Raw genomic sequence first — 25,343 nt, forward strand, 5'->3', positions numbered from 1 at the left:
ACGGACATCAAAACCGGCCATTGCCCGGATCGGCATGATCGCGCACACTTGAGCGCATGAATACGCCGAACGGCTCCGCACCCCCTTCGACCGAGCCCCCTGACGCGGACCCGATCCGCGATACGTCCTCTCCCGCCAGAGCAGCCCTTGAGGCAGCTATCGCGAGGACCGGCCTGGCCATCGCCCCGCGCGAGGAAACAGCGCTTCTTCGCCGGATCAGTCGCGCCCTGACGCCGGGCGCGCGGGATGTGCCCGACGAGACTTTCCATGCTGCCCTCTGCGCCGTTCGTCGCAAGCGCTGGGCCTCCCGTCTGATGGATCTGACCCGCCGCGAAGGCCGGATCTGGATCTCCCGCGAGGACATGGAACGCGCGGCCGGCAGCATTACAGACCCTGAAGCCTCAGATCCGGTGCTGCTGAACGCGCTCGATCCTGTCATGGCAACCCGTTTCCGCGATCTGGGTGATACGCCCCGCGCGGCTCTGGAAGCGATGAAGGCCGACATCCTCGATACCGGTCGCGTGCTCTCCGCAGCCCAGACGGCCAGGCTTGCCGACGCTGTTGCCGACGCCTTTCATCTCGCTGACCGGGCGCACTTCGTTGGTGGTGTGCAGCAGGAAGCCGAGCACCGTGCCCGCACGGAAGCGAGTATCGAACGCACGGCCCGGGCCCGGCGCGAGAGCGAGGAACAGCGTCTCAAAGAGTGGGAAAGCACCCTCGTCCGCTTTCAGGATGTTCCACCTCTGCTCCATTGCTCGCATCGTGAAGCTCTGCGCTGGATCGCCGAAAACCGTCTCCCTGTTGCACGGCGCGTCCGGCAGCCGGAGGGGCAGGAACTCTGGGAATTCGATCCCGCCGAAATCATCGCTCTCCGTCCGCTCCTGCCTGAATGGCGCCGTGGCGGGCCTGAAGTCGGAGACCGAAAGGAACGACAGGGCAAGGGACGCGACAGGCGCGACAATCCGCTCCCCGAACCTCCGGCGGTCGGCAAGCACGTCGCCAACGCCGTCATCGCCCGCGTCGCCGCGCTGGACCGCTACGCCGCCCATTTCCGCACGGCACGGGCGCTGGAGCGCCGGATTACCCTGGTCACCGGCCCCACGAACAGCGGTAAATCGCACACGGCGCTTGACGCGCTGGCTCAGGCGGAGAGCGGTCTCGCTCTCGCTCCCCTGCGCCTCCTTGCCCACGAGTTTCGTGAAGCTCTCGCCGCGCGTGGTGTCGAAGCCTCGCTGGCCACCGGCGAAGAGCGCATGATCATCCCCGGTAGCCGCCACCTTGCCGCGACCGTCGAGATGTGCCCGTTCAATAATCCTGTCGATGTCGCCGTCATCGACGAAGCGCAAATGCTCTTCGATGCCGACCGTGGCGCGGCCTGGACCGCTGCCATCATGGGCGCTCCGGCCCGCCATCTCTACGTCCTCGGCGCCCCCGATTGTATCCCCATGGTCCGGCGAATCGCCGAACTCTGCGGGGATCCGGTCGATGAAATCTCTCTGGAACGGAAAAGTCCGCTTCGGGCAGCGTCTTCGACTGTGCGCCTTCTTGATCTTCGGTCTGGTGACGCCCTGATCGCCTTCTCCCGTCGCGAGGTGCTTGATCTCCGCGCCGCCTTGATGGAGCGCGGCCGCCGTGTGGCCGTCGTTTACGGTGCGCTCAGCCCCGAAGTTCGGCGAGCCGAAGCGCAGCGCTTCAACTCCGGAGCTGCGGACATCCTGATCGCCACAGATGCAATCGGCATGGGCCTGAACCTGTCGATCCGCCGTGTCGTCTTTGCCTCCCTGCGGAAATTCGACGGCCGTCAGACCCGTGATCTCTCCGTTCAGGAAGTCAAACAGATCGGCGGACGGGCAGGCCGCTATGGCAAGCACGAAGATGGCGTCGTCGCAGCACTGACCGATGCGGGCAGCCCGCGCTTCATCCGCGACCGGCTGAGCGCCGCCCCCGAACCGCCTGAAGAACTGCGTCCCTATGTCCAGCCAGATGTCGATATCGTCCGGGCCATCGCCACGGAAATCGATTCAGACAGCCTCTACGGCGTTCTCGCCCGTATCCGTCGCGCCGTCCTCCGCCACGATGACCCGAATTACCGTCTTGCCGATATGGAGCAGCCCTTTGCTATCGCCTCCGCCCTGGAGGGTGTCGAAGGCCTTGATCTGACCCAGCGATGGACCTACGCTATGTGCCCGGTCGATGATCGGGATAACGGCATTCGCCGTCTTGTCGGCTGGGCTGCAGACCACGCCGCCGGCATCAGAGTTCCTCCTCCGGGAACAGGTCGCCTGCCGCCCCCCGACAGGGCGGGACGGGAAGAACTCGAACGTGCCGAGAAACGTCACAAGCGTCTCGTCGCCTGGCGCTGGCTTGCCCTGCGGTTTCCTGATTTTTACCCGGATCGTGACGATGCTGAGGACTCAACCCGCAAACTGAACGACTGGATCGAAAGCGTCCTGCGTCAGCAGAGCCGGGCGCGCACCCGGCGGTAAGAGCAACGTCCGCTTCTGCTCTGTTATGCTCGTGATATCTGCCCAAAAGGCAGGCGGTTTTTTGCAATCCGATTTGTTAAACAGGTCCGGGTGCGGGGGGGCTGCGTCTCTTGCCTGATTTGCGCAGAGCCCGCTCCATTTACCGACGTCAGCCTGTCTTCATGAGCGCAGGGATCTGATCTGTGGTGATAAAAAAATGGAATAATACCAGAGGCTGTGAATATTGACCTCCGGATGAGAACATGCGGGCCTGGCAGTGACCACAGGCCCCTGCACACCGGATCTGTTGATAATAAATGGTTTGCAAAGTCGAGCCTTTGCCGGGTTCCAGGGCAGAGCCCTGCCAGCCTCACAGCTATTTTCCGGTAACAGCATGGAGTGTTGCGGATACGACACGATGAGATGTCGAAACCACTACACTATGAGGCTCCATCTTGCAGTCCGTAAATCTCGCCAGATAGATACTCTGCAACTTGCTTGTCATATTTTCGACACATGCGGCACGTCATCCCTTTCACGTGCCTGAGGGGCTTTATTATGCATTCCGGTGTGCATCTGGTGTTTCTGACGAAAATCGAAGCCCGGCTAAAAGTTTTCCGGCGTATCACCCCTGCTTTGCTGTGTTCAACAGCGATCGTCTCTTCCGCTTATGCCGCGGATAAAAAATCTGCCTCACGTCCCGTCGCCAGCCACCAGACCGCAGGCTCAAAAACCACGACGACTGGCCCGGCTCGCAAGTCCTCTGCGCCTGTCCACCACCAGCCCGGTTCGATGAATGCCTCCGGCGATGCCGAATCTGTTGTCGCCACGGGGCATCGTCACGTCTCTCACGGCGTGAATCAGGTCGTCTCGCGCGCGACCATGGACAACTTCGTCGCCGGCACCAGCCCGATGCAGATCCTGGCACAGACGACTCCTGGTGTGAGCTTCCAGTCGTCTGACGCGCTCGGTCTCGATACGGTCGCGGCCACGCTCTATGTTCGTGGCTTTAACCAGACCCAGCTCGGTGTCAGTCTCGATGGCATCCCGATGGGCGCACAGGGTTTCCATAACTGGTACGGCCTGAATGTCGATCAGATGGCGATTCAGGACAACATCAATTCAATCACGGTGTCACAGGGAGCCGGTGCGCTCAGCACCCCTTCCACCCAGACGCTCGGGGGCGCGATCACCTTCACCTCTGCTGACCCGGAAGATCGCGCTGGCGGCCGGATCAGTCAGACCTTCGGCAGTTACCACATGTTCCGCACCTACGGGCGCGTGGATAGCGGCGTCCTTAATCCCAGCGGCACGAAATTCTACGCAGCCTACGCCAGGACGGATATGGATCTGTGGAAAGGCTACGGCGATCAGCAGGAGCAGCAGGCGAATTTCAAACTTGTCCAGCCGCTGCACGACAAGGGGAAAATTCAGGCGATTTTCGATTATTCGAATTTCACCCAGTACAACTTCCTCGGCATGACCAAAAACATGTGGGAGCAGATGGGGCGTCAGGCGACCTATCTGAAACCCGATTACCAGAAGGCGATCCAGTGGGCGAATTATGCCCAGAACGGCGGCATCCCGGCCGAATACGCTGGCCGCCTGTCCAATGACGAGGTCGGTGACGTCGCCTATGACGGCACCCAGATCCAGCGGAACTATCTGGCGGCCCTCACGGGCGAATACGAGATCCTCCCGAACGTCACGTCCCGGACTGTGGCTTACGGCCATGTCTCGAATGGCCTTTATCAGGGCACAAACAACTTCATGACATCGCCCTCATCAGGGGTTCCGATGGTGGACGAAGCAGGTCATCCTGACGTCCGGCGTCTGGGCTTTACGCAGAGCTTCGAGATCAGGCTGCATAAAAACGATATCCAGACCGGTATCTGGTACGAAAATAACAGCTTCAACTATCCGATGCGACTTTATGAGGATGGTCTCACCGAAGCGCACAACTCCAAAAGTGATTACAGGGAATCGCAGGCGACCAATCTGTGGAAAGATTCGTTTAATACGAACACGTTCCAGTTCTATCTGCAGGACACCTGGACGATCATTCCTGGCATGACGTTGCTTGGTGGTTTCCGGTCCATGACGCAGACGACGCATGGTGGCACGAAATATGACAACACCGCCGATCTGGCTTCCACATGGGACACCTACTACCAGCATCCGGCCAGCGGCAGCCTGACGGCTTCAGCTGCATTTCTTCCGCATTTCAATTTTGACTATCACTTTCTGGACCACCACGAGTTCTACTGGGACATTGCTGAGAACGAGCGGGCTTATGATTACGCGGCTCAGTCCGGTAGTGGTTCCGCCTGGTCAGGTCTCGGAACGAGCGCCACCGTCGATCCGGCTCAGCAGGTGTTTAACGAGAACAAGAGCAAGCTCAAGCCTGAGCGCACCTGGAACTATGTTGTCGGATATCGCTTCAACTCTGAATATTTCTCGGGAAGTGCAGATTTTTACCACACGGATTATTACAATCGCCTGGCCGCTATCACTGCCGGCACGACAAACAATATGTATAGCTCGTACATCAACGTTGGTCGTGAAACGATGAACGGCGCCGATGTCATAGGCACAGTCCGTCCGTTCGAAGGTCTGGCCATCACCAACAGCTTCAGCTGGAATAACGCGACCTATGAAACACGGGACCTGCCATACAATGGCACAACAGTCAGTCTGAAGGGCAAACATCAGGTCTATTACCCGAAGTTTATGTATAAAGCGGACGTAACCTACACGTGGCGCAGGGCGACCTTTAACTTCAATACCTCTTACCTGTCTTCACGACCAATGACCTATACGAACGATGTGAGTATCCCCGCATACTGGGCATCCTCTCTGTCCGCGACCTACAATTTCGGGCAGATCGGCTTCATGCGCGGGTTCAAAACGTCCTTTGGAATCAATAATCTGTTTAATCAGGGCTATATCGGCGGTGTCTATGGCGCGGCCTCTGTCTCCGGCGATGACAACGCCAACCTGTTCGCCGCTGCTCCGCGTCAGTTCTTCGGAACCATCAGCGCTCAGTTCTGACCCCGGTTCGGATAACAGAAACAGCCCTGGTTCGTCTGCCGTGCGAGCCGGGGCTGTCCTGGCTTCGGCTGTCCGCAGGTTTTGTATTCCCGACCCGTTTCTCAACTATCAGAACTGACCGGGTTACGCCGTAAGTGAGTAATCCGGTTGTGGTTCAGCGCCCATGTGATCAGTCACTCCGCTAAGAGACGTCCCCAGCAACTCGTCATAGACCGCCAGCGTCGACTCCTGCATCGCTCCGGTCGTATAATGCGCCAGCACGCTCATCCGCGCACGCTGCCCCATTGCGGCGCGTTGCTCGTCCGACGCATTGAGCGTCGCCACAATCATCTCCGCCAGTACCCGCGCATCACCCGGTGGCACAAGAATCCCCGTCTCACCATGCACGACAGTTTCCATAGCCGCACCGTGCGCCGCAACGATCACAGGCCGCGCCATCGCCTGCGCCTCAACGACGACGCGTCCGAACGGTTCGGGTTTCAGGGACGGCACGACAACCAGTTCAGACAGCGCCATTGCCGCCGGCATGTCAGCGCAATGCCCGCCAAAGCGCACCCGTTCCTGCAACCCAAGTGTCTCGACCAGCGCTTTCAGTTCCTCCGGAAAATCTGAACGCTCGGGTGCCTCACCCACAAACACGCAAACCCAGTTTCCGTTACTCCATCCCTCGCGCGTCATTATAGCCAGCGCATCAAGCAGCAGAGTCTGTCCCTTCCATTCCGTCAGGCGGCCCGGCATCAGAATAACCGGGAGATCTTCCGCAATATCCCAGGCATCAACCAGCGCCTGAATACGGTTCCCCCGGATACAGTCGGGATCAAACTGACGCGTGTCCGCACCTCGTGGGATAATCCGGAGCCGATCCGGACTGACATCGTAATCCCGCATCAGCCGGTCTCCGATGAAATGGCTGATCGCAATCACCCGGTCGCCGGAGGCCAGGACGGAATTGTAAGTTTTTTTGCCTGGGAAACTCTCGCTGTGAACGCCATGCCAGGTCGTGACAAACCGGGCCTGGCGCGAGCGCGTCGCGAGACGGGCGGCCCAGGCTGGCGCACGGGAACGGGCATGCACCAGATCAACCCCCTCTGTGGCGATCAGTGATTTCAGCCGGCTTGCATTCCGCAGGATCGCATAGGGTGATTTGTCACCCAGATTCAGCGGTATGTGCCGTCCGCCGTAATACTCGACTTTCGGAACAAGCCGTCCCTGCTCGCTCGCCACGAGCGCCACGCCGCCAGCACGGGTTATGGCCTCGACCATTTCAATTGTTCCACGTTCCACGCCTCCCGCATCGAGCGCGGGTAAAACCTGGAGAATGACGGGACGACGGGACGGCACACTCATAGTCAGTCGGACCTAGCATGCTCTGCGTAATCCTGCATCCGCAACGACGCACCGTTACATCCAATGACGCAAACGATCTGGCGAAAGGCATTACAGCCCCTGGTCAGCATGCCGGGTGAGACTTGACCGGAACGCCTTGTAAGCAGTCAATGAAAAGCATGCATGTCTGTCTCCAGCCAGCCCACGGAGTATCCACTGCTCCGGCGACGGCTTCTGTGCCTGACTGCGTCCGGAAGTCATTTCTTCGTGGAAGCGCCGCATCGCGCACCTCTTTTGTCATCGTGTTCGCTACGTGCGCCTTCCTGATCTGCTGCGCCTCTTCCGCTTTTGCTGCCTCTGTCAGCACGAGAGCAAAGCAGGCCGAAGCTCATCTTCCACCTTTTTCCCTCTCTGATTGTCTGGCTCTGCTGGATGACGACCCGTCCGACGTCAGTGACTATGTTGCCAGTCACAGCCGTGCTGGCAATGAGCGCGCCGTTCTGCACTGCGAAGCCCTGTCGGATGTGCTCTCGGGGGATTTTAGCGGAGGCGCGGATCAACTCGATGCTCTGGCACATGATGCTGCCAGAGGCGCAGAAGATGACACACCCGACGAACGGGCAGACGTGGCGGCCGATGCGGCAAGGGCCTGGCTGGCAGCTGATATGGCTCGAAAAGCCGACGCCTCCGCCTCCTACGGTCTCACGCTTGCACCTGATTCCGTCGCCCTGCGCCTGATTCGTGACCGCGCGCTGCTGCGCCTTGGTCAGTCAGATGCCGCGCTCACCGATCTCACTACTCTGGCCTCCAATCCGTTGCTGGCGTCTGAGACGCATCTGCTGAAAGCGACGGCTGAACGTGAAACGGGTCATATCGAGGCTGCCCGCACCGATATCGATGTCACACTCGCGGCTACCCCGGACGATCCTGCCGCTTTGCTGGAGCGTGGAATCATCCGTCAGCGTCTTGGAGACCTCACAGGCGCCAGAGCCGACTGGGATCAGGTTATTTCTCTTTCCCCGGACTCTCACGAGGCCGACCTTGCCCGACAGGATCTGGACATTCTGGCATCAGATCCTGATTCTGCATCCATTCATACCGATACAGCCGCCAACCAGCCCTCATCCGGCCCCGGACAGGCTGTGTCTGCTCACCCATGAGCCAGCGTATCCTGGTTATCAAGCTTGGCGCTCTTGGCGATTTTGTGCAGGCGTTTCCGGCTTTTCAGGCCATCCGCGACTACCACCCCGATGCCCGGATCACTTTGCTCACCACTGGTCCCTTCCGCGTTTTCGCAGAAGCCAGCCCGTGGTTCGATGCCATCGAATGCGATGATCGCCCGAAATTCACCGACCGGGCTGGCATGAAACGTCTGAAAGCCCGACTGTCCGGCTACGACCTGATCTACGACCTGCAAACCTCCAGCCGCTCGACCTGGTATTACCGCTTCGCCAGCCAGCCCCGCTGGTCCGGTATCGCACGCAAAGGCTCGCTGTTTCACGCCAATCCCTGGCGTGACGAGATGCACACCCGCACCAGGCAGCGCGACCAGCTTCGCATGGCCGGGCTCTCAGAGGTTGCTGAGCCGGACCTTTCATGGCTTGCCCGGCAGGGACCCGTGCCTGATTTCCCCTATGCTCTCCTCGTTCCTGGTGCCGCTCCGCACAGGCCCGGCAAGCGGTGGCCCACCGACCGCTATGCTGCCCTTGCCGCCATTCTGAACCAGCGAGGCCTCTGCCCCGTCATTGTCGGCAGCAAAGTCGACAGCGATCTTGCCACCATCATCCATGCCGAATGTCCGCAAACACTTGATCTCACCGGTAAAACGACTCTTCCTGAACTCGGCGGTCTCTGTGCCCGGGCCAGTCTCGCCATCGGTAATGATACCGGTCCCATGCACCTGGCAGCCGCTATGGGATGCCGGGCCATTGTCCTTTTCTCGGGTGAGAGTGACCCGTCCCTGACGGCTCCACTTGGTCGCACGCCAGGACAGGTCAGTGTGATCAGGGTCAACGATATGGCAACTCTTTCCGTAGACAGGGTTGTCTCAGCCCTCGGCTGACGCCATTAAAGTCGGCCTTTCGTGAAACGACCATCAATCCGGTCGTTTCAGTTTTATCATTCGCTTTCATGACCGGAGCACTCACCATGCCTGCCATAACCCTGCCCGACGGAACCGTTCGCCAGTTTGACGGCCCGGTCACGGGCACGGAGATCGCAGCCGCAATCGGCCCCGGTCTCGCCAAAGCGGCACTTGCTATCGAAGTGGACGGCCAGCTCCGCGATATTTCGCGTCCCGTTGAGCAGGATGCGGCCATCCGCTTCATCACTCGCAAGGATGAGACCTCGCTGGAGATGATCCGTCACGACGCCGCGCATGTTCTCGCTGAGGCGGTGCAGTCGCTGTATCCCGGCACCCAGGTCACCATTGGTCCGTCGATTGAAAACGGTTTCTATTACGATTTCTATCGCAATGAGCCCTTCACTCCGGAAGATTTCCCCGCCATCGAAAAGCGGATGCGCGAGATCGTGGCCGCCAATGAGCCTTTCGTTCGGGAAGCATGGCCGCGCGACAAAGCCATCAGATTCTTCGAAGATCGTGGCGAACGCTTCAAGGCCGAACTGATCCGCGATCTGCCCGCAGATGAAGAGATTTCTATTTACCGTCAGGGCGAATGGCTTGATCTTTGCCGTGGTCCCCATCTGCGCGGCACCGCTGATGTAGGCAATGCTTTCAGACTGATGAAGGTCGCCGGCGCTTACTGGCGTGGTGATCACCGCAACCCGATGCTCACCCGCATCTACGGCACGGCGTGGCGCGACCAGAAGGAACTGGAGGCCCATCTCCACCAGCTCGAAGAAGCTGAACGCCGTGACCACCGTCGCATCGGCAAGGAGATGGATCTCTTCCACATTCAGGAAGAGGCTGTCGGCCAGGTCTTCTGGCATGCCAAAGGCTGGCGTCTTTACACTGTGCTGCAGGACTACATGCGGCGCGCCCAGACCCGCGCCGACTATCAGGAAGTCCGCACCCCGCAGCTCGTTGATCGCAGCCTGTGGGAAGCCTCGGGCCACTGGGACAAATATCGCCACCATATGTTCGTCGCTACTGTCGAGGATGAGGACAAAACCCTCGCTCTCAAGCCGATGAACTGCCCCTGTCACGTACAGATTTTCCGCCATGGCCTTCGCTCCTACCGCGAACTGCCGCTTCGCATGGCCGAGTTCGGCGCCTGTCACCGCTATGAACCGTCTGGCGCGCTGCACGGCATCATGCGCGTGCGCGGCTTCACTCAGGACGACGCGCACATCTTCTGCACGGAAGACCAGATCGCAGCTGAGACCGTCCGCTTTGTCGCCATGCTCTCGGAAGTCTACAAAGATCTTGGCTTCGAACACTTCCGCATCAAGTTCGCGGATCGCCCCGAAGCCCGCGCCGGCTCGGACGAAACATGGGACAAGGCCGAGGCCGCCCTCAAAGAAGCCTGCAGGACCGCAGGCGTGGAGTATGAATACAACCCCGGAGAGGGCGCGTTTTACGGCCCGAAACTGGAGTTCGTGCTCCGTGATGCCATCGGTCGTGACTGGCAGTGCGGCACGTTGCAGGTGGACCTTGTCCTCCCCGAGCGACTGGATGCCAGCTACATCGGCGAGGACAGTGCCCGCCATCGCCCGGTTATGCTCCATCGCGCCATTCTGGGATCTTTCGAGCGCTTCATCGGCATCCTGATTGAGCAGCATGCCGGAAAATTTCCGCTCTGGCTCGCTCCGACCCAGGTCGTCGTCGCTTCCATCGTCACGGATGCAGAGCCTTACGCAAAGGACGTTGTTGCCCGGCTCCGTAAGGCTGGTCTCACCGTTGAAGCTGACACGCGCAACGAGAAGATCAATGCCAAGATTCGCGAGCACAGCCTTGCCCGCGTTCCGGTCATCCTCGTCGTTGGCCGTAAAGAGGCTGAAGCCGGTACTGTTGCGATGCGTCGCCTGGGAGGCGTCGATCAGCAGATTCTTCCAGTTGCTGAAGCTGTGTCTCTCCTGGCTGAAGAGGCGAAAGCACCGGATCTTAAGCGGAACTGATCTGTTTGAAGGAGTTGGGTGCGGGGCACGTCCCTGCATCCGCCAGGGTTCTCCCCCTGGAACCTGGTAAACCGTTTTATGATCAGCAAACCGGGGTGCTGGGGCCTGTGGTCCCTGCCGGGCTGAGCCCGGATTCTCTCATCCACAGGTCCGTCTTCACAGCCGCCGGTATAATTCGTACGGTGAAAAACTAAGATTTTTTCACAAACTCTGATTTCAGATTCATTGCACCGATGCCGTTGATTTTGCAGGCGATATTGTGTCCGTCACTGCCATCCACCAGACGGATATTTTTCACTTTGGTTCCGCTTTTGACGACCAGAGATGAGCCTTTAACTTTCAGGTCTTTGATGACTGTTACGGTGTCACCATCGCCGAGCGTATTACCGTTAGCATCCCGGATTACACCATCTCCGCCTGTCCCGGCTGCTTCGCTATTATCTGCTGCTGCTTGTGGATTAAATTCGTGGGCGCACTCGGGGCAAATCCACAGACTGCCGTCCTGATACACATGCTCACAGCCGCATTCGGGACACTTCAGTTCATTATTCATCATGACCTCATTTTCGACCGGCGGAACCTAAAGCACCAATGAACTGATTGGAAAGTCCGGTGGAAAACTTTAAAATCGCCACTATTTTCTCTGCTCCCCTTTCTTTTTCTCCACCATGTCGCATACCTCACAAATCTGATGTGAAGAGGAAGATGTCATGAGCAACGACGAAGACGAAGTGATCGTAGGTTACCTGATCCAGCGGGAATACGAAGAAGAGGAATTTGACTTCTGGGACCCGGAGAATGAGTGGCAGGATGATCCCAACGAAGCAAAGCTGTACGAGACTGAAGAAGAAGCTGAGCGGGACGCGAAAGCACTGCAGTCCGAAGATGCGTCCATGGAGATCTCGGTCGCCGTGGTGATCGAGGATGACGAGGAAGATGAGGATGAAGACGAGGAATAAGACCTGCAGGTCTTATTCCTCCGCACCGCACATTCTGGTACGCCGGGATGTGCGGCTCCCGGCTGACACTGACGCCGGATTATTTTATCAGGATCTGGCGTCATGTAGCCGCGGGGACAGGCAGGCTTTGAAAGCCGTTGTTACTGCGTAACTCCGAACTGAAATACGGTTGTGTAGTCAAATATCTCTCCCGGTTGCAGCGTTGTCGTCGGGAAATTCGGATGGTTTGGCGAGTCAGGGAAGTGTTCGGCTTCAAATGCAATGGCATCCGTCTGCCGATAGCTCCGGCCAGACGGCCCCGCGTAGGTTCCGTCCAGCGAATTGGACGTATAAACCTGTAGTCCTGGCTGTGACGTAAATACCGTCAGCGTTCGCCCTGTCGCAGGGTCTGTCAGATGAGCTGCCAGTCGTGGTGATTTGCCATATTCGCCGTTTATCACCCAGTTATGGTCGTAGCCGCGCGCATACATCATCTGCTGATCATTACTGCGCAGGCGTTCTCCGATCACATGCGGGGTCAGAAAGTCGAACGGCGTGTTTGCCACAGGTGTGATCTCGCCCGTCGGGATGGAGGTGCTGTCCGTTGGGGTATAATGGTCCGCGTTAATTGTCAGAACCTGGCGCTCGATGCTGCCTGAACCCTCTCCTCCGAGATTGAAATAGCTGTGATTTGTCAGGTTCAGAATTGTCGGCTTATCCGTTGTCGCGTGGTAATGGAGTGTCAGGCGGTCGGAATCGTCGAGAATGTAGTCGACATGCACCGTCAGCTTGCCGGGGAAGCCTTCCTCGCCGTCAGGGCTGACCAGCGTCAGTTCCGCACCTGAGGCATGTGAAAGCCCGTCAAGCCGTCGCACTTTCCAGAGTTTTTTGTCGAACCCGAGCAAGCCGCCGTGAAGCGAATTAGGGGGTGCTGTAATCGCGACATGATGCTCCACACCATTCAGAATATAGGTTCCTCCGGCGATCCGGTTCGCATAGCGGCCAATCAGTGCCCCGAAAAACAGTCCCCCTTTTGCGCTGTCGACCACATATCCTTTCAAGTCTGAAAAGCCGAGGACAATATCGGCCCTCGTTCCCTTCTTATCCGGTGTTTCGATGGCGGTAATGATGCCGCCATAAGAGGTGAAACGCACGGTAACGCCATGCGTATTACGGAGGGTGAAGATCTGAGCCTTGCCACTGTCCGGCAACATACCGAAAGTCGTGTTTTCAAAACGTGATGCTGCTTTCGAATGAGCGACCGGAATGACAGAACTAAAAAACAGGGCGCCAAGAATTCGCAGTGCATGACGTAGAGATGAACGGGAAAAATGCATGAGTCGACGATCCCCTGACACGGAACAGAACGCATGATGAAAAGAACTGTTCCGTTCAAATGACGAGCTTGTGTCCGATGAAATCGGAACTTTGCCTGGTCATACAGGAGAGAGGCTCCTCGGGGATGATTGTCACGCGATCCTTACGCGGAGAAGTTTATTCGAAATTCGGCCTGTGTATTTATTGCAGTATTAAGGTCTCGGGACTGTTAAAATGCCAGTCCTGTTTCAAAAATCCGGTTATGTGCGTTCGAATACTGCTTCGTTCTGCCCTGGCCTGCTATGCATCCGTTCCGCGCAGATGCGGAGAATAGCAGTTTCTTGCAGACCGATGCCTGTATCGGAATAATTTGCGGCAGAACAGGAACCTCTTGCCTGCTTCGGTTTTGTAGGAAGCGGAAAAGTTGTCGTTGACAAACGAAGTGCCCGTCCTCTCTTTTCCTGCGGACTGATAATGTTCTGAATGGGTTCTTTTCCAATGGCAACAAGAGCTGACAGGCCGGGAATCATCCTGGCCGCAACAGCCATCGTAACAGGGGTGCTCGGACTGATCCTGGCAGGCGGCGGTGCCTGGCTCGCGTCGCTGGGCGGATCTTTCTACTACGTGCTGTGTGGTCTCGCATTGCTCGTGACGGCGGGCCTTCTCTGGAAGCGGCGTGTCGAAGCCTGGTGGCTTTATGCCGGACTGGTTTTCGTGACGCTGATCTGGGCGGTCGCAGAGGCTGGTTTCGATTTCTGGACGCTTGCACCGCGTGGCGATGTTATTCTGCCGCTTGGTCTCTGGCTGCTCCTGCCTTTTGTCACGAAAGATATCGGGAGCAGGGCCGCCGCCGCTCGTCTGCCTCTGGCAGCCGGTATTGTTGTCGGGCTTGCCGTCTTTGGTTTCGCGCTGACGCAGGATCCGCAGGATCTGGCGGGCAATCTGCCTCAGGTCAGCGGACCGGTCACGCCTGGAGATGCAACGGAGGTCGCGAATGCTGACTGGGGGGCTTATGGCCGCACTCAGTTTGGTGATCGTTATTCGCCGCTCAGCCAGATCACGCCTGCGAACGTAAAGAACCTTAAAGTTGCCTGGGTATTTCGTACCCACGATCTCAAAGGGCCGGAGGATCCCGGTGAACTCACGGATGAAGTCACGCCGATCAAGATCCGGGACACGGTTTATCTGTGTTCACCACATCAGATTCTGTTCGCGCTGGATGCGGCAACCGGTAAACAGCGCTGGAAATTTGATCCGAAAATATCCTTTAACCCGACTTTTCAGCACATGACCTGTCGTGGCGTTTCCTATGCGGCGACGCCGGTTGATAGTGTGGCCGTCGGCAGTTCTGTGGAAGCTGCACCGGATGGCGCGCCGCCGGTAACGGATAATTGTTCTGAGCGGATATTTCTGCCGACCAATGATGGTCGTCTGTTTGCCATTGACGCCGGAAACGGCGAACGCTGCCGTGCTTTCGGGCAGGATGGTGTTGTCGATCTCACCGAAGGCATGCCGATGCGCGAGCCGGGTTTTTATGAGCCAACCTCGCCGCCGGTTGTCACCGGCAAGGTTGTGATCATCTCCGGTGCCGTGACGGATAACTACTCGACGCATGAGCCGTCCGGCGTGACCCGTGCTTATGATCTGCGTAACGGCCATCTTGTCTGGGCTTTTGATCCGGGCAACCCGAACCCGAACGAAATGCCGTCCGCAACGCATCAGTTTGCTGCGAACTCGCCCAATTCGTGGATCACATCGTCTTATGACAGCAAGCTGAACCTGATTTATATCCCGACCGGGGTTGCCACGCCGGATATCTGGGGCGGCCACCGCACGCCGGATCAGGAGCGCTATGCGTCGGGTATTCTCGCTCTGAACGCGGATACGGGTGAGAAAGTCTGGTTCTATCAGACTGTCCATCATGACCTCTGGGACATGGATATTCCCGCTCAGCCGAGCCTCGTGGATATCCATCATGCTGACGGTTCCGTGGTGCCTGCTCTTTATGCGCCAGCCAAGACAGGCAATATTTTTGTGCTTGATCGTCGCACCGGTCAGCTGATCGTGCCGGCACCCGAAACTGCTGTGCCACAGGGCGCGGCGCCAGGGGACCATGTTGCCGCGACACAGCCTTTTTCGGAGCTGACTTTCCGTCCGAAAAAGAATCTGACGGACGCGGATATGTGGGGCGCAACTATGGTCGACCAGATGATCTGTCGCATCATGTTCAAATCCATGCGTTACGACGGCCCGTTCACGCCGCCCTCGTTGCAGGGGACGCTGGTTTTTCCGGGTAATCTGGGCATGTTTGAATGGGGTGGTCTGGCTGTCGATCCGGTTCGTCAGGTGGCTTTTGCCAACCCGATCGCTATTCCATTTGTCTCGAAGCTGATTCCGCGTGGGCCGGCTAATCCGCCGCAGCCGGGACCGTCCGGTGGTCCGTCCGGTTCGGAAAGTGGCGTTCAGCCTCAGTATGGTACGCCATACGGCGTTGATCTGCATCCGTTCCTGTCGCCTTTCGGGGTGCCGTGTAAGCAGCCAGGCTGGGGCTATGTGGCCGGAATTGATCTGAAAACGAATAAGATTACCTGGATGCATCGCAATGGCACGACGCGCGACAGTTCGCCGCTGCCATTTGGCTTTAAGGTTGGCATTCCGTCGCTGGGTGGCCCGATCACCACTGCCGGTGGTGTGGCTTTTCTGACATCGACTGCTGATTACTATATCCGTGCCTATGACGTGACATCTGGCCGGCAGCTCTGGGAGGATCGCCTGCCGGCCGGTGGTCAGTCCACGCCGATGACGTATGAGGAAGGCGGTCGTCAGTATGTTCTGACGGTTGATGGTGGTCACGGGTCGTTCGGCACGAAGCTGGGTGATTATGTTGTCGCCTATGCGCTGCCGGATCAGAACGCGGCGCACTGAGTTTTCTGTCTGACCTGTCCGACACAGGGGCAGATCAGATTCTGAAAAAACCCCGGTCCGGATGGAAACATCTGAGCCGGGGTTTTTCTTTGGGCGCTGTTTCGTCGTTTGCTGGCATGGTGATTCGGAGAGCCTTTGTTGTGCCGGACTTTCCGGAGGATGAAGCCTGTCCCTTTGCGGAGATGCGACGGGTTTTTGTTTTGGGTGGGGTATTGGCGTATTTCGGGGACGGAGCGAGTGTGGGGCGGATTCCAGAAAGTTATGGACATTTCCGGTGCGAAGATGGAACGGATTTTTCGGGTGGGGACGGGAATGGCAAGGAGTTTTTGCTGGCGTGGGGATAAAATGAAACGGAGGACGGCCTGACTCCGGGATGTCTGAAAAGCCCGACACATTGATCCTTCGGGAAAATGACAGGCTGTTCGGGGGAGCCGGGCTTTGCCCTGGCACCCACCAAAGGTCAGCGACCTTTGGAAAAGCTCTGTTGTCGTTACGTGGTGGTCTGTGATTTTTTAAAGGGTTGGCAGAATCCGGGCTCTGCCCGGACCCGGAAGGGGTCGCGAACCCCTTCACCCCGATCTGTTGATAAAATAAGCAGGTTTTCAAAGGTCGCTGACCTTTGGCGGGTTCCGGGGCAAAGCTTCCTGGAAGGAGCCGGCACGTAACGACAACAGAGCTTTTGGAAAGTATTTTATTAAACAGGTTGGGGTGCAGGGGCCTGCGGTCCCTGCCGGGTTCGGGCAGAGCCCGGGGCGGTCAGTTTTTATGCGGGCTGGCATGAACCGAAGGATCTGGCGTGTGAGGCTGGCCGGACTCCGCCCTGGAGTCCGGAAAAGACTCTCTTTTGCAAACAGGCTTATTATAAAGGACTATTTTAAAAGCCTTTCAGTTGGTCACCCGTCACTGTGGGGCGGGTGTGGAGACGGTGGCGGTCGGAACCTGACTGAAGCTGTTGTTGCTGCGGTCTACATCGGGGATGACGCGGTCGGGGTCGAGGATGGCGGTGCGGATGGGCTGGTCGCCTGCGATCTGCAGGGTGACGTCGTTGCGGAGAAGCCATGTTTCTGTCGGGATGGTGATACGGGCGGAACTGCCGTCCATCCATGTGATCTGGAGAACGACCGGGAGTGGCAGCCAGCCTTTGCTGGCGACGCGGACGAGGGCGCCTTTGTGAGGGTCGTTGTCGACGTAAGTAACGTTGCTGACGGCGTAGTCGGGAGCCCAGTTGTTGAAATACCAGCCGCGCCAGAACCATGAGAGGTCTTCGCCGGCTTCGCTGTTCATCAGACGGAAGAAGTCGGATGGGGTGGGGTGGTGGAAGGCCCAGGTGGCGATGTAACGGCGGAAGGCGCGGTCGAAGCGGTCCGGGCCGAGGATCTGCTCGCGCAGCAGGGTCAGGCCGTAGGCGCCTTTGAAGTAGGTGATTGGGTGACGGTATTTTTCAGAGACGGTTTCCACGGGAGCCATAAGCACAGGGGCCTCGGGATCTTTCAGGAGTTTGATGATATCGTCAGCGGGTTTTCCGGTGTCCGGAGCGTATTCGGCATCACGCTTCGGGGCGAATTCGCCGTGGTTGAAGTGGTCTGAGGCATAGGCGTCGATGAAGGTGTTGAAGCCTTCGTCCATGAAGGCGTGGCGGCGCTCGTTCGAGCCGACGATCATTGGGAACCAGCCATGGCCGAGTTCGTGGGTTGTGATCCAGAACAGCATGGGATCGCGGTCGTCCATGCCGTCAAAAACGATGCCAGGATATTCCATTCCGGCGCCATGGCCTGCCGCGTTGATCGCATTGGGCCATGGGTAGGGGTACCATTTCCCGGAGAAATACTCGATGGCGTGTTTTACGTAGGACGTTGAGCGGTCCCAGCCGTGAGAACCGACGGCCTCGACCGGATAGACGGACATGGCGAGGCGCGGGGCGGCGGGTTTGTCAGGCGCCGGGGAGAGGGGAGGCAGATTGAGTTTTGCGGCATCCCACAGAAAGGCTGCCGATGCCATGAAGGCGACATCACGCGTGTTGTCCATGCGGAAATGCCAGGTCTTTGTGGCGGGGAGTTCCGGGCTGGTGACTTTCTCATCCTTGCTGACGACGGCGGTTGTTTTTGTGTCCTTTGCCGCTGGTTCGGGAGCGGGAGATGGCGCAGGCCGGGCAGGGGGAGGGGCTGTGGCGGCTTCGACGTCGGCCTGGGTGCGGATCATGACACGCTGGTCGCTTTTCGCAGCCTGGGCGAGGCGGTCCTGCTGGTCACGGGTCAGGACTTCGGTCGGGTTCAGGAGTGCGCCGGAGCCGGCCACGATGAAATTCGACGGTACTGTCACGCTGTAATCGATATCGCCGTAATCGAGATAGAATTCCTGGCCGAGATAGGGCGCGGTGTCCCATCCGCGAATGTCGTCATAGACATTCATGCGCGGGTAAAACTGGGCGATTTCGTAAATATCACCATTTTTACTGGGTGTAACGGCTGTGCGGCCACCCCATGGGCCGGGGACGACATAGTGCCAGACGATGCGCAGTTTCAGCTTGCCGCCTTTTGCGAGGGGATGAGGCAGGACGGTCTGCATGCGGGTGTCGGAAATCACGGGGAGAACAGGCGCGGGATGTCCGTCGTCATCGACGGAGACGCTTTCGATCACCATGCCGTCCGTGTGGTGAGTGTGACGTTCGGGAGAGGAGAAGTCAGCGCGCGAGCCTTCGCGGTAGATGTTCTGATCGAGTTGCAGCCAGAGGACGGCGAGGTCGTCCGGGCTGTTGTTTGTGTAGGTGATGATTTCGTTGCCGGAGACGGTTTTGTTCGTCTGGTCGATCGTGACTTTGATCTCATAATCCGCCCGGTTCTGCCAGGCGGAAGGGCCGCGCAGGCCGCTGCCGGAGCGGTAGCTGTTCACGGGGTCGGGGTAGGCGAGGGGCGCGAAAATCCGGGCGGCATCGGGCTGTGGCATTGTGATGCCGGGCTCATCGGCGCGGGCCGCGACCGGGATGCTGAGCAGGATGATGGAGCCACACAGCGCGGTTGCGGCCACAAGCGCGGTGAGCCCTGTGCGGCGCGGGCGGCGCGACACCGCAGGGAGCGAACGGGCACAAGAGGGGACAGGCTGGGGCTTCACGAGACTCACTCCGGACCAGGGCAACGCGGCCATGTTTATGGCTTTAAGGTGCTACCGGACTGACGGGTTCCGTCAAGTTGTGCCCTCATATTCTGTCAGAGGCTGTTTCAAAGGTCTCGTTCGCTGAGCGGGAGATTACCCCTGAGGGGTGCGACCGGTGTGTGTCTGAGCGCCGGGGCGGGGTAGTCGTGCGGGCCTGATCCCCGGATCGCGCCTTGCGGATCGTTGGCAGGGAGACTTCTGAAAGGCGCTGTCAGCGTTGCGTGTTGATCTGTGATTTTTCAAAGGGTTAGCAGAAGGCGTGGCTCTGCCCGGACCCGGAAGAGGTCGTCACGCGAAGGCGTGCTGCACACGATGCCCCCTTCACCCCGATCTGTTGATCGATAAGTCGGTTTGTAAAGGCTCTGTTATCATTCAGTCCGGCATCTTCCCAGGGCTTTGCCCTGGAACCCACCAAAGGTCGCAGACCTTTGGAAACCATTTTGTTATTATATCAATCGGGGCGTGGGGGCCGTCGTGCGCAGCACGCCTTCGCGTGACGGTCCCTGCCGGGTTCGGGCAGAGCCCGGATTCCGCCAGTTCTTTGAAAGAGTATCTTCTGCCTCCATCGTCATGCCTGTTTTGTTATGTCGGGCATGGATACTGAAGCTGATGAGGGTCTGTTATGGCGTGTTATACGGGCACTGCGGGATGGGGGATTGCCTCATCGCTCGCGGCATCGTTTCCGGGTGAGGGCACGCATCTTGCCCGCTATGCCAGGCGTCTGTCCTGCGCCGAGATTAACAGTTCCTTCTATCGTCCGCACAGGCAGGCGACTTATGAGCGGTGGGCGGCCAGCGTGCCGCCGGCATTCCGCTTTTCCGTCAAGATGCCGCGCGTCATCACTCATACGAAACGGATGGTGGACACGCGGGATGATGTCAGCCGCTTTCTCGATGAGATCAGCGGGCTGGGCGACAGGCTCGGGATGGTGCTGGTTCAGTTGCCGCCATCCCTTCGTTTCAGTGCGGTTGTGGCGGGCGCGTTCTTCGATGATCTCCGGCTACGGTTCGACGGGCGGATTGCCTGTGAGCCGCGGCATGGCGAATGGTTCTGTCAGGAGGCTGAGGCGCTGTTCGCGGGCCGGCATGTGGCGCGTGTCGCGGCTGATCCGGCGCCGATGCCTGCGGCGGCGGAGCCCGGTGGGTGGCGTGGCCTGACGTATCGCCGGCTGCATGGTTCACCGGAAATGTATGTTTCGGATTATTCGCCGGAAAAGCTGGCCCTGATTGCTGCGGATCTGCGTGATGATCCTGCGGAAGAACGCTGGTGCATATTCGATAATACGGCGCAGGGGCATGCGTTGCCGGATGCGCTTGTGGTGCTGGAGGCACTCAGTCAGGCCGGACGGTGAGAGCGGGCTTTGCCTGAAGCCTGCATTTTCAAAGGGCTGGAAGAAGCCCGGGCTCTGCCCGGACTCGGCAGGGACCGCAGGCCCCTGCACCCCGATTGATTCATAATAAAATGGTTTCCAAAGGTCTGTGACCTTTGGTGGGTTCCAGGGCAAAGCCCTGAGAAGATGCTGGCTCTGAATGACAACAAAGCCTTTGCCGGGTCCTGGGGCAGAGCCTGCTCTGTTTCATATCAAAGCGGTTTAATGGAGCGCTTGTACCAGAGGGGCTGGCCTTTGACCTGTGTGAGACTGGCAGGCGCAGGGCTGGCAGGGCTCTGCCCTGGAACCCGGCAAAGGCTCGCCTTTGCAAACCGTTTTATGATTAGCAAACCGGGGTACAGGGGGCATCGTGGGCAGCACGCCTTCGCGTGACGACCCCTGCCGGGTTCGGGCAGAGACCGGTCTCCGCTAACCCTTTGAAAAAACACATTTTGAATACTTAACGATAACAGAACCTTTCAGAATCGCGACGGAATGGCGGGCGGGGCTGTGGCGACGGACAATACTGAATATGGGCGAAATTCAGATATTGTCTTCCGGCAGTGGAACGAACACCATGGGTCATGATCCGTCATTCTCTGCTCGCGCTTTTCAGTTTCACCGTCGCGCACGGTGCTTTTGCCGCAACGGCTCCGGTCGTGTCCGATTCAGAGGTCACGAGCCGTCATTTTGAGGCCATCCGGGCTGATCCGGAACAGCTTCTGCCGTTTCTGCGGGCGTTTCCGAAAGGGAGCGATCTGCATAATCACCTGGTCGGGGCGGTTTATGCCGAGCATATGCTTGACTGGGCCGCACGCGACCAGCTTTGCGTGAATCCTGAGACCGGGGCGATCGGGCCGGCGCGGTGCACGCCGGGGATTCGTGGCACGCGGGAAGGTGTTCCGGCTCAGGCGATCATGGGTGATGCGGCTCTGTATGACCGTGAGATCGACGCGCTTTCGATGCGGGACTTTGTTCCGACGGCGACGGATCGCTCCGGGCATGACCATTTTTTCGGGACGTTCGATCGTTTTATGCCCGCGACCTTCATGCATAATGCCGACATGCTCGCCGATGCGCTCAATCAGGCGGGGTATGACCATGTGAAATATGTGGAACTGATGATCTCGCCGCAGCTCATGCCGGTGGCGGGTCTGGGCACTGCGACGCAGATTGCCGGTGTGGCTGATCTGGGTGCGGCGATTGACGGGTTTTCGTCCCGGGTCGCGCCGATGATCAGGGGTGCGCGTGACGAGACGGACACCATGGAACATGGGGCGCGGGCATTGATGAGATGCGGCACGCCGGACGCGACGCCGGGATGCGGCGTTTCGGTGCGGTATCTCTATCAGACGGTCCGCACGATGCCGCCGGGCATGGTGCTGGCGCAACTGACTTTCGCTTACGGACTGGTGCAGGCTGATCCGCGCTTTGTGGGCATCAACATCGTGGCGCCTGAGGATAATCCGGTGGCGATGCGCGACTACACGCTGCACATGCAGATGTTCAGGATGCTTTCGGCACGGGCGCCGGAGGTCAGGCTTTCGCTTCATGCCGGTGAACTGGCGGAGGGGCTGGTTGCGCCGGAGGGGATGCGGGATCACATCCGTCAGGCGGTTGAGATCGCGGGGGCGCGGCGCATTGGCCACGGCGTGGACATCATGCAGGAGCGCGATCCTTACGGGCTGATGGCGGAGATGGCGAAGCGCCGCGTCATGGTTGAAATCAACCTGACCAGCAATGACGAGATTCTGGGTGTAAAGGGAGCGGCGCATCCGCTGATGTCTTACCGGGCTCATGATGTGCCGGTTGCTCTGTCCACAGATGATGAAGGCGTGTCGCGCAGCAATCTCACCAGCGAATATATACGGGCGGCGCAGACTTATTCCCTCTCTTATGAGGATTTCCGGGATCTCTCGCGGAACGGGCTGGAATATGCCTTTGTGCCGGGGGACAGCGTGTGGTCATCCGTGCGGCCTTATCGCGTTGTGGCGGCCTGTTCGGGCGTGAGTGCGGGCATTGCGCCGCAGGATGGCGCCTGCCGGGATCTGATGGCGCACAGTGAGAAGGCGCGGCTGCAATGGGGGCTGGAGGGGGATTTTGCCCGTTTTGAGCATGCTGTTGCCACGGGTGCGGCGCCACGGGACTGAGTTTCTGTCTGTTTGCCTCAGGAGATATTTTACGATGCGTCTGGCTTTTTCGCTTCTCGCGACATTTGCGCTGAGTCTGTTCGTTCTGCCGCCCGCCTGGGCGGAGGAGGCGAAAATCCCGGTGCGGGTCGTTGTGGTGACGACGTTCGAGCTTGGGAAAGACAGCGGCGATGTGCCGGGTGAGTTTCAGAGCTGGGTTGAGAAGTTGCCGCTTGGCCGGGAGATTCCGGCGCCGGGGTCTGACCATGGGGTGATGCGCTACAATCCTGATCTTCAGGTGCTGGGGCTCGCGACGGGCGAGGGGCCGGAGCATATGGCGTCCGCCATGACGGGACTGGTGCTCGATCCGCGTTTTGATCTTCGCAGGGCGTATTTTGTTCTTGCCGGGATTGGCGGGATTGATCCGAACTTTGGTTCTGTCGGATCGGCGGTCTGGGCGCCGCGTGTCATCAATGGCGGTCTGGCTCATATGGTGGATGCGCGGGAAATTCCGAAGGACTGGCCGGATGGTTTTCTGCCGGTTCAGGGGGCGTCACCGGGGCTGAGTCCGGTTCCGGCTTTGCATTCGCAGTGGGGCGATATGGGCTATACGCTCAATCCGGGTCTGGTTGCCTGGGCTTACCGGCTCACACAGGATGTTCCGCTGCCGGACACGAAGGGGCTGCGGGCCAGCCGGGCGCGCTATCGCGGTTATCCGCAGGCTCAGCTTCCGCCGAAGGTGATGCTGGGCGACACGCTTTCCGCTGAGACATTCTGGGTTGGTGAGCGGATGAACCGCTGGGCCGAGCGCTGGGTGAAATACTGGACGGAAGGGAAGGGTGTTTTCGCCACCACGGCGGAGGAGGATGTTGGCTTCATGCAGGCTCTGTCGGCGCAGGCGCGCGCGGGGCGGGTGGATATGAACCGGGTTCTGATTCTGCGCACGGCGAGCAATTTTGATATGCCTCCGCCGGGTCAGAGCGCGGCTGATCTTCTGAAGGAGGAGTCTCAGGAATCCGGTTTTTCGGGGTTCATGCCGTCGCTGGACGCGGCGTATCGGGTTGGGAGCGTGGTGGTTCGGGAACTGGCGACGCGGTGGGACCGGTATGAGGAGACGGTTCCGGCGGCGCCGTGAGAGGGGCCTGAGCTGAGACCGGAGGCTTTATGGCCGGTGCGGGGACATGTAACGTTGTTTTCATAAGGCAATTTTATATAGCATGATGCATATACCGCGCTCTGCCTGAGCGATGAGGCGCGGGAAGCCGGAGAATTCACGCGTGCCGACCCCCCATATCGACGACCGCAGCCTGTCCGAGGTTTTTGCCACCATCAAAGTGCCGGGGGCGGATGCATCGTGGCTGCGCCGGTTTTTGGCATTTGTCGGGCCGGGGTATCTTGTGTCGGTCGGTTATATGGATCCGGGCAACTGGGCGACGGATCTGCAGGGCGGGGCGCGGTTCGGTTATACGCTGCTGAGTGTTGTTCTGCTGTCGAATCTGATGGCGATTCTGCTTCAGGCGTTGTCGGCGCGGCTGGGGATTGCGACCGGGCGGGATCTTGCGCAGGCCTGTCGGGAGCATTTTCCGCGCGGGATCAATCTCATGCTGTGGGTGGCCTGTGAGCTGGCGATTATTGCCTGTGATCTGGCGGAGGTGATTGGCACGGCTGTTGCGTTGCAGCTTCTGTTCGGGCTGCCATTACTGGCCGGGGCGCTGATTTCGGCGCTTGATGCTTTCATTGTGCTTCTGCTGATGGGGCGTGGTTTCCGGTATCTTGAGGCCTTTATTATCGGGCTTCTTTGCGTGATCGCTGTTTGTTTTATGGTGCAGCTGGCGATGGCGTCGCCGCCGGTTGCGGAGATCCTGCACGGGTTTATTCCGCGTACGCGGATCGTGACGGACAGTGCGATGCTCTACATCGCGATCGGGATTATCGGAGCGACGGTGATGCCGCATAATCTTTATCTGCACTCATCGATTGTGCAGACACGGGCTTATGAGCGCACGTCCGCGGGGCGGCGTGAGGCGATCCGGTTTGCCACGCTCGACAGCACGATTGCCCTGACGCTGGCGCTGTTCATCAATGCGGCCATTCTGATTGTCGCGGCGGCGGCGTTTCATAACAGCGGGCACAGTGATGTGGCGGACATTGCTGATGCGTATCATCTGCTGACGCCGATCCTCGGGGCGGGGATTGCCTCTACTCTGTTTGCGGTGGCGCTTCTGGCGGCAGGGACCAATTCGACGATTACCGGAACGCTGGCCGGGCAGATTGTGATGGAGGGGTTTCTTCGTCTGCGGATTCCGAACTGGGCCAGGCGGCTGCTGACGCGGAGTCTGGCGATTGTTCCGGTTGTGATTGCGACGATGTTTTACGGGGACCGGAGTGTCGATGAACTTTTGCTGTTCAGTCAGGTCATTCTGTCGATGCAGTTGCCGTTTGCGGTGATTCCACTGGTCTGGTTTGTGTCACGGCGGGATCTGATGGGGGAGTTTGTGATTTCGCGGACGATGGCGGGCGCGGCATGGGTCGTGGCGGGGGTGATTCTGGTGCTGAATTTTGAGCTGCTTTACAGCAGTCTGGCCGGGTGAACGTC

15 protein-coding genes are annotated in these 25,343 nt (G+C 59.0%); 11 read left to right on the forward strand and 4 right to left on the reverse strand.

Translation table 11 applies throughout. From position 1 onward, the window contains the following. Window positions 1–56: 56 nt before the first annotated feature. Both GOB85_RS09965 and GOB85_RS09970 read left to right on the forward strand, forming a co-directional pair. Window positions 57–2,486, forward strand: a complete 2,430-nt coding sequence (locus GOB85_RS09965) for a helicase-related protein (protein WP_173577399.1) — start codon at window positions 57–59, stop codon at window positions 2,484–2,486. 537 nt (window positions 2,487–3,023) lie between these two features. Then, entirely contained in the window at window positions 3,024–5,516 is a 2,493-nt protein-coding gene (locus GOB85_RS09970; protein ID WP_173577400.1) for a TonB-dependent receptor family protein, read from the forward strand. Window positions 5,517–5,639: 123 nt separating this feature from the next. On the opposite strand, the gene GOB85_RS09975 is transcribed toward GOB85_RS09970, so the two are convergent. Further along, window positions 5,640–6,863, reverse strand: a complete 1,224-nt coding sequence (locus tag GOB85_RS09975) for a glycosyltransferase family 4 protein (protein ID WP_173577401.1) — start codon at window positions 6,861–6,863, stop codon at window positions 5,640–5,642. Window positions 6,864–7,078: 215 nt separating this feature from the next. On the opposite strand from GOB85_RS09975, the gene GOB85_RS09980 reads away from it, so the two are divergent. The 3 genes from GOB85_RS09980 to thrS all read left to right on the forward strand — a co-directional run bounded on the left by GOB85_RS09980 (window position 7,079) and on the right by thrS (window position 10,919). Next, the gene (locus tag GOB85_RS09980; RefSeq protein WP_338422447.1) at window positions 7,079–8,002 is read left to right on the forward strand and encodes a tetratricopeptide repeat protein; all 924 of its coding nucleotides are present in this window, start codon (window positions 7,079–7,081) and stop codon (window positions 8,000–8,002) included. Further along, window positions 7,999–8,904: a glycosyltransferase family 9 protein gene (locus tag GOB85_RS09985; protein WP_173577402.1), complete on the forward strand. Its 906-nt coding sequence runs from the start codon at window positions 7,999–8,001 to the stop codon at window positions 8,902–8,904. Before GOB85_RS09980 ends, GOB85_RS09985 begins: the two co-directional genes overlap by 4 nt. Window positions 8,905–8,990: 86 nt before the next feature. Beyond that, a complete protein-coding gene (thrS, locus tag GOB85_RS09990) occupies window positions 8,991–10,919 on the forward strand; it encodes a threonine--tRNA ligase (RefSeq protein WP_173577403.1) in 1,929 nt (642 codons plus the stop codon). 190 nt (window positions 10,920–11,109) lie between these two features. Here the strand turns inward: thrS and GOB85_RS09995 are convergent, their stop codons facing one another. Further along, a complete protein-coding gene (locus GOB85_RS09995; RefSeq protein ID WP_173577441.1) occupies window positions 11,110–11,472 on the reverse strand; it encodes a zinc ribbon domain-containing protein YjdM in 363 nt (120 codons plus the stop codon). Window positions 11,473–11,629: 157 nt separating this feature from the next. Here GOB85_RS09995 and GOB85_RS10000 point away from each other — a divergent pair, with 157 nt between their 5' ends. Next, on the forward strand, window positions 11,630–11,878 hold the full coding sequence (locus tag GOB85_RS10000; protein ID WP_173577404.1) for a hypothetical protein: 249 nt from the start codon (window positions 11,630–11,632) through the stop codon (window positions 11,876–11,878). A 140-nt stretch (window positions 11,879–12,018) separates the two neighbouring features. Here GOB85_RS10000 and GOB85_RS10005 read toward each other — a convergent pair whose 3' ends face one another. Continuing rightward, on the reverse strand, window positions 12,019–13,194 hold the full coding sequence (locus GOB85_RS10005) for an aldose epimerase family protein (RefSeq protein ID WP_173577405.1): 1,176 nt from the start codon (window positions 13,192–13,194) through the stop codon (window positions 12,019–12,021). Window positions 13,195–13,672: 478 nt separating this feature from the next. Here GOB85_RS10005 and GOB85_RS10010 point away from each other — a divergent pair, with 478 nt between their 5' ends. Further along, window positions 13,673–16,099, forward strand: a complete 2,427-nt coding sequence (locus GOB85_RS10010; protein ID WP_173577406.1) for a glucose/quinate/shikimate family membrane-bound PQQ-dependent dehydrogenase — start codon at window positions 13,673–13,675, stop codon at window positions 16,097–16,099. A gap of 900 nt (window positions 16,100–16,999) precedes the next feature. Here GOB85_RS10010 and GOB85_RS10015 read toward each other — a convergent pair. Continuing rightward, entirely contained in the window at window positions 17,000–19,042 is a 2,043-nt protein-coding gene (locus GOB85_RS10015) for a M1 family metallopeptidase (RefSeq protein ID WP_173577442.1), read from the reverse strand. Window positions 19,043–19,871: 829 nt separating this feature from the next. Here GOB85_RS10015 and GOB85_RS10020 point away from each other — a divergent pair. The 4 genes from GOB85_RS10020 to GOB85_RS10035 all read left to right on the forward strand — a co-directional run bounded on the left by GOB85_RS10020 (window position 19,872) and on the right by GOB85_RS10035 (window position 25,338). Then, window positions 19,872–20,600, forward strand: coding sequence for a DUF72 domain-containing protein (locus GOB85_RS10020; RefSeq protein ID WP_173577407.1), 729 nt, complete (start codon window positions 19,872–19,874; stop codon window positions 20,598–20,600). A 602-nt stretch (window positions 20,601–21,202) separates the two neighbouring features. Further along, window positions 21,203–22,768, forward strand: a complete 1,566-nt coding sequence (locus GOB85_RS10025) for an adenosine deaminase family protein (protein ID WP_173577408.1) — start codon at window positions 21,203–21,205, stop codon at window positions 22,766–22,768. 34 nt (window positions 22,769–22,802) lie between these two features. Further along, entirely contained in the window at window positions 22,803–23,882 is a 1,080-nt protein-coding gene (locus GOB85_RS10030) for a purine nucleoside permease (RefSeq protein ID WP_173577409.1), read from the forward strand. Between the two features lie 112 nt (window positions 23,883–23,994). Further along, window positions 23,995–25,338, forward strand: a complete 1,344-nt coding sequence (locus tag GOB85_RS10035; RefSeq protein ID WP_173577410.1) for an Nramp family divalent metal transporter — start codon at window positions 23,995–23,997, stop codon at window positions 25,336–25,338. The last annotated feature ends 5 nt before the right edge of the window (window positions 25,339–25,343 follow it).

The organism is Acetobacter fallax (assembly GCF_011516735.1).
GTDB lineage: Bacteria > Pseudomonadota > Alphaproteobacteria > Acetobacterales > Acetobacteraceae > Acetobacter > Acetobacter fallax.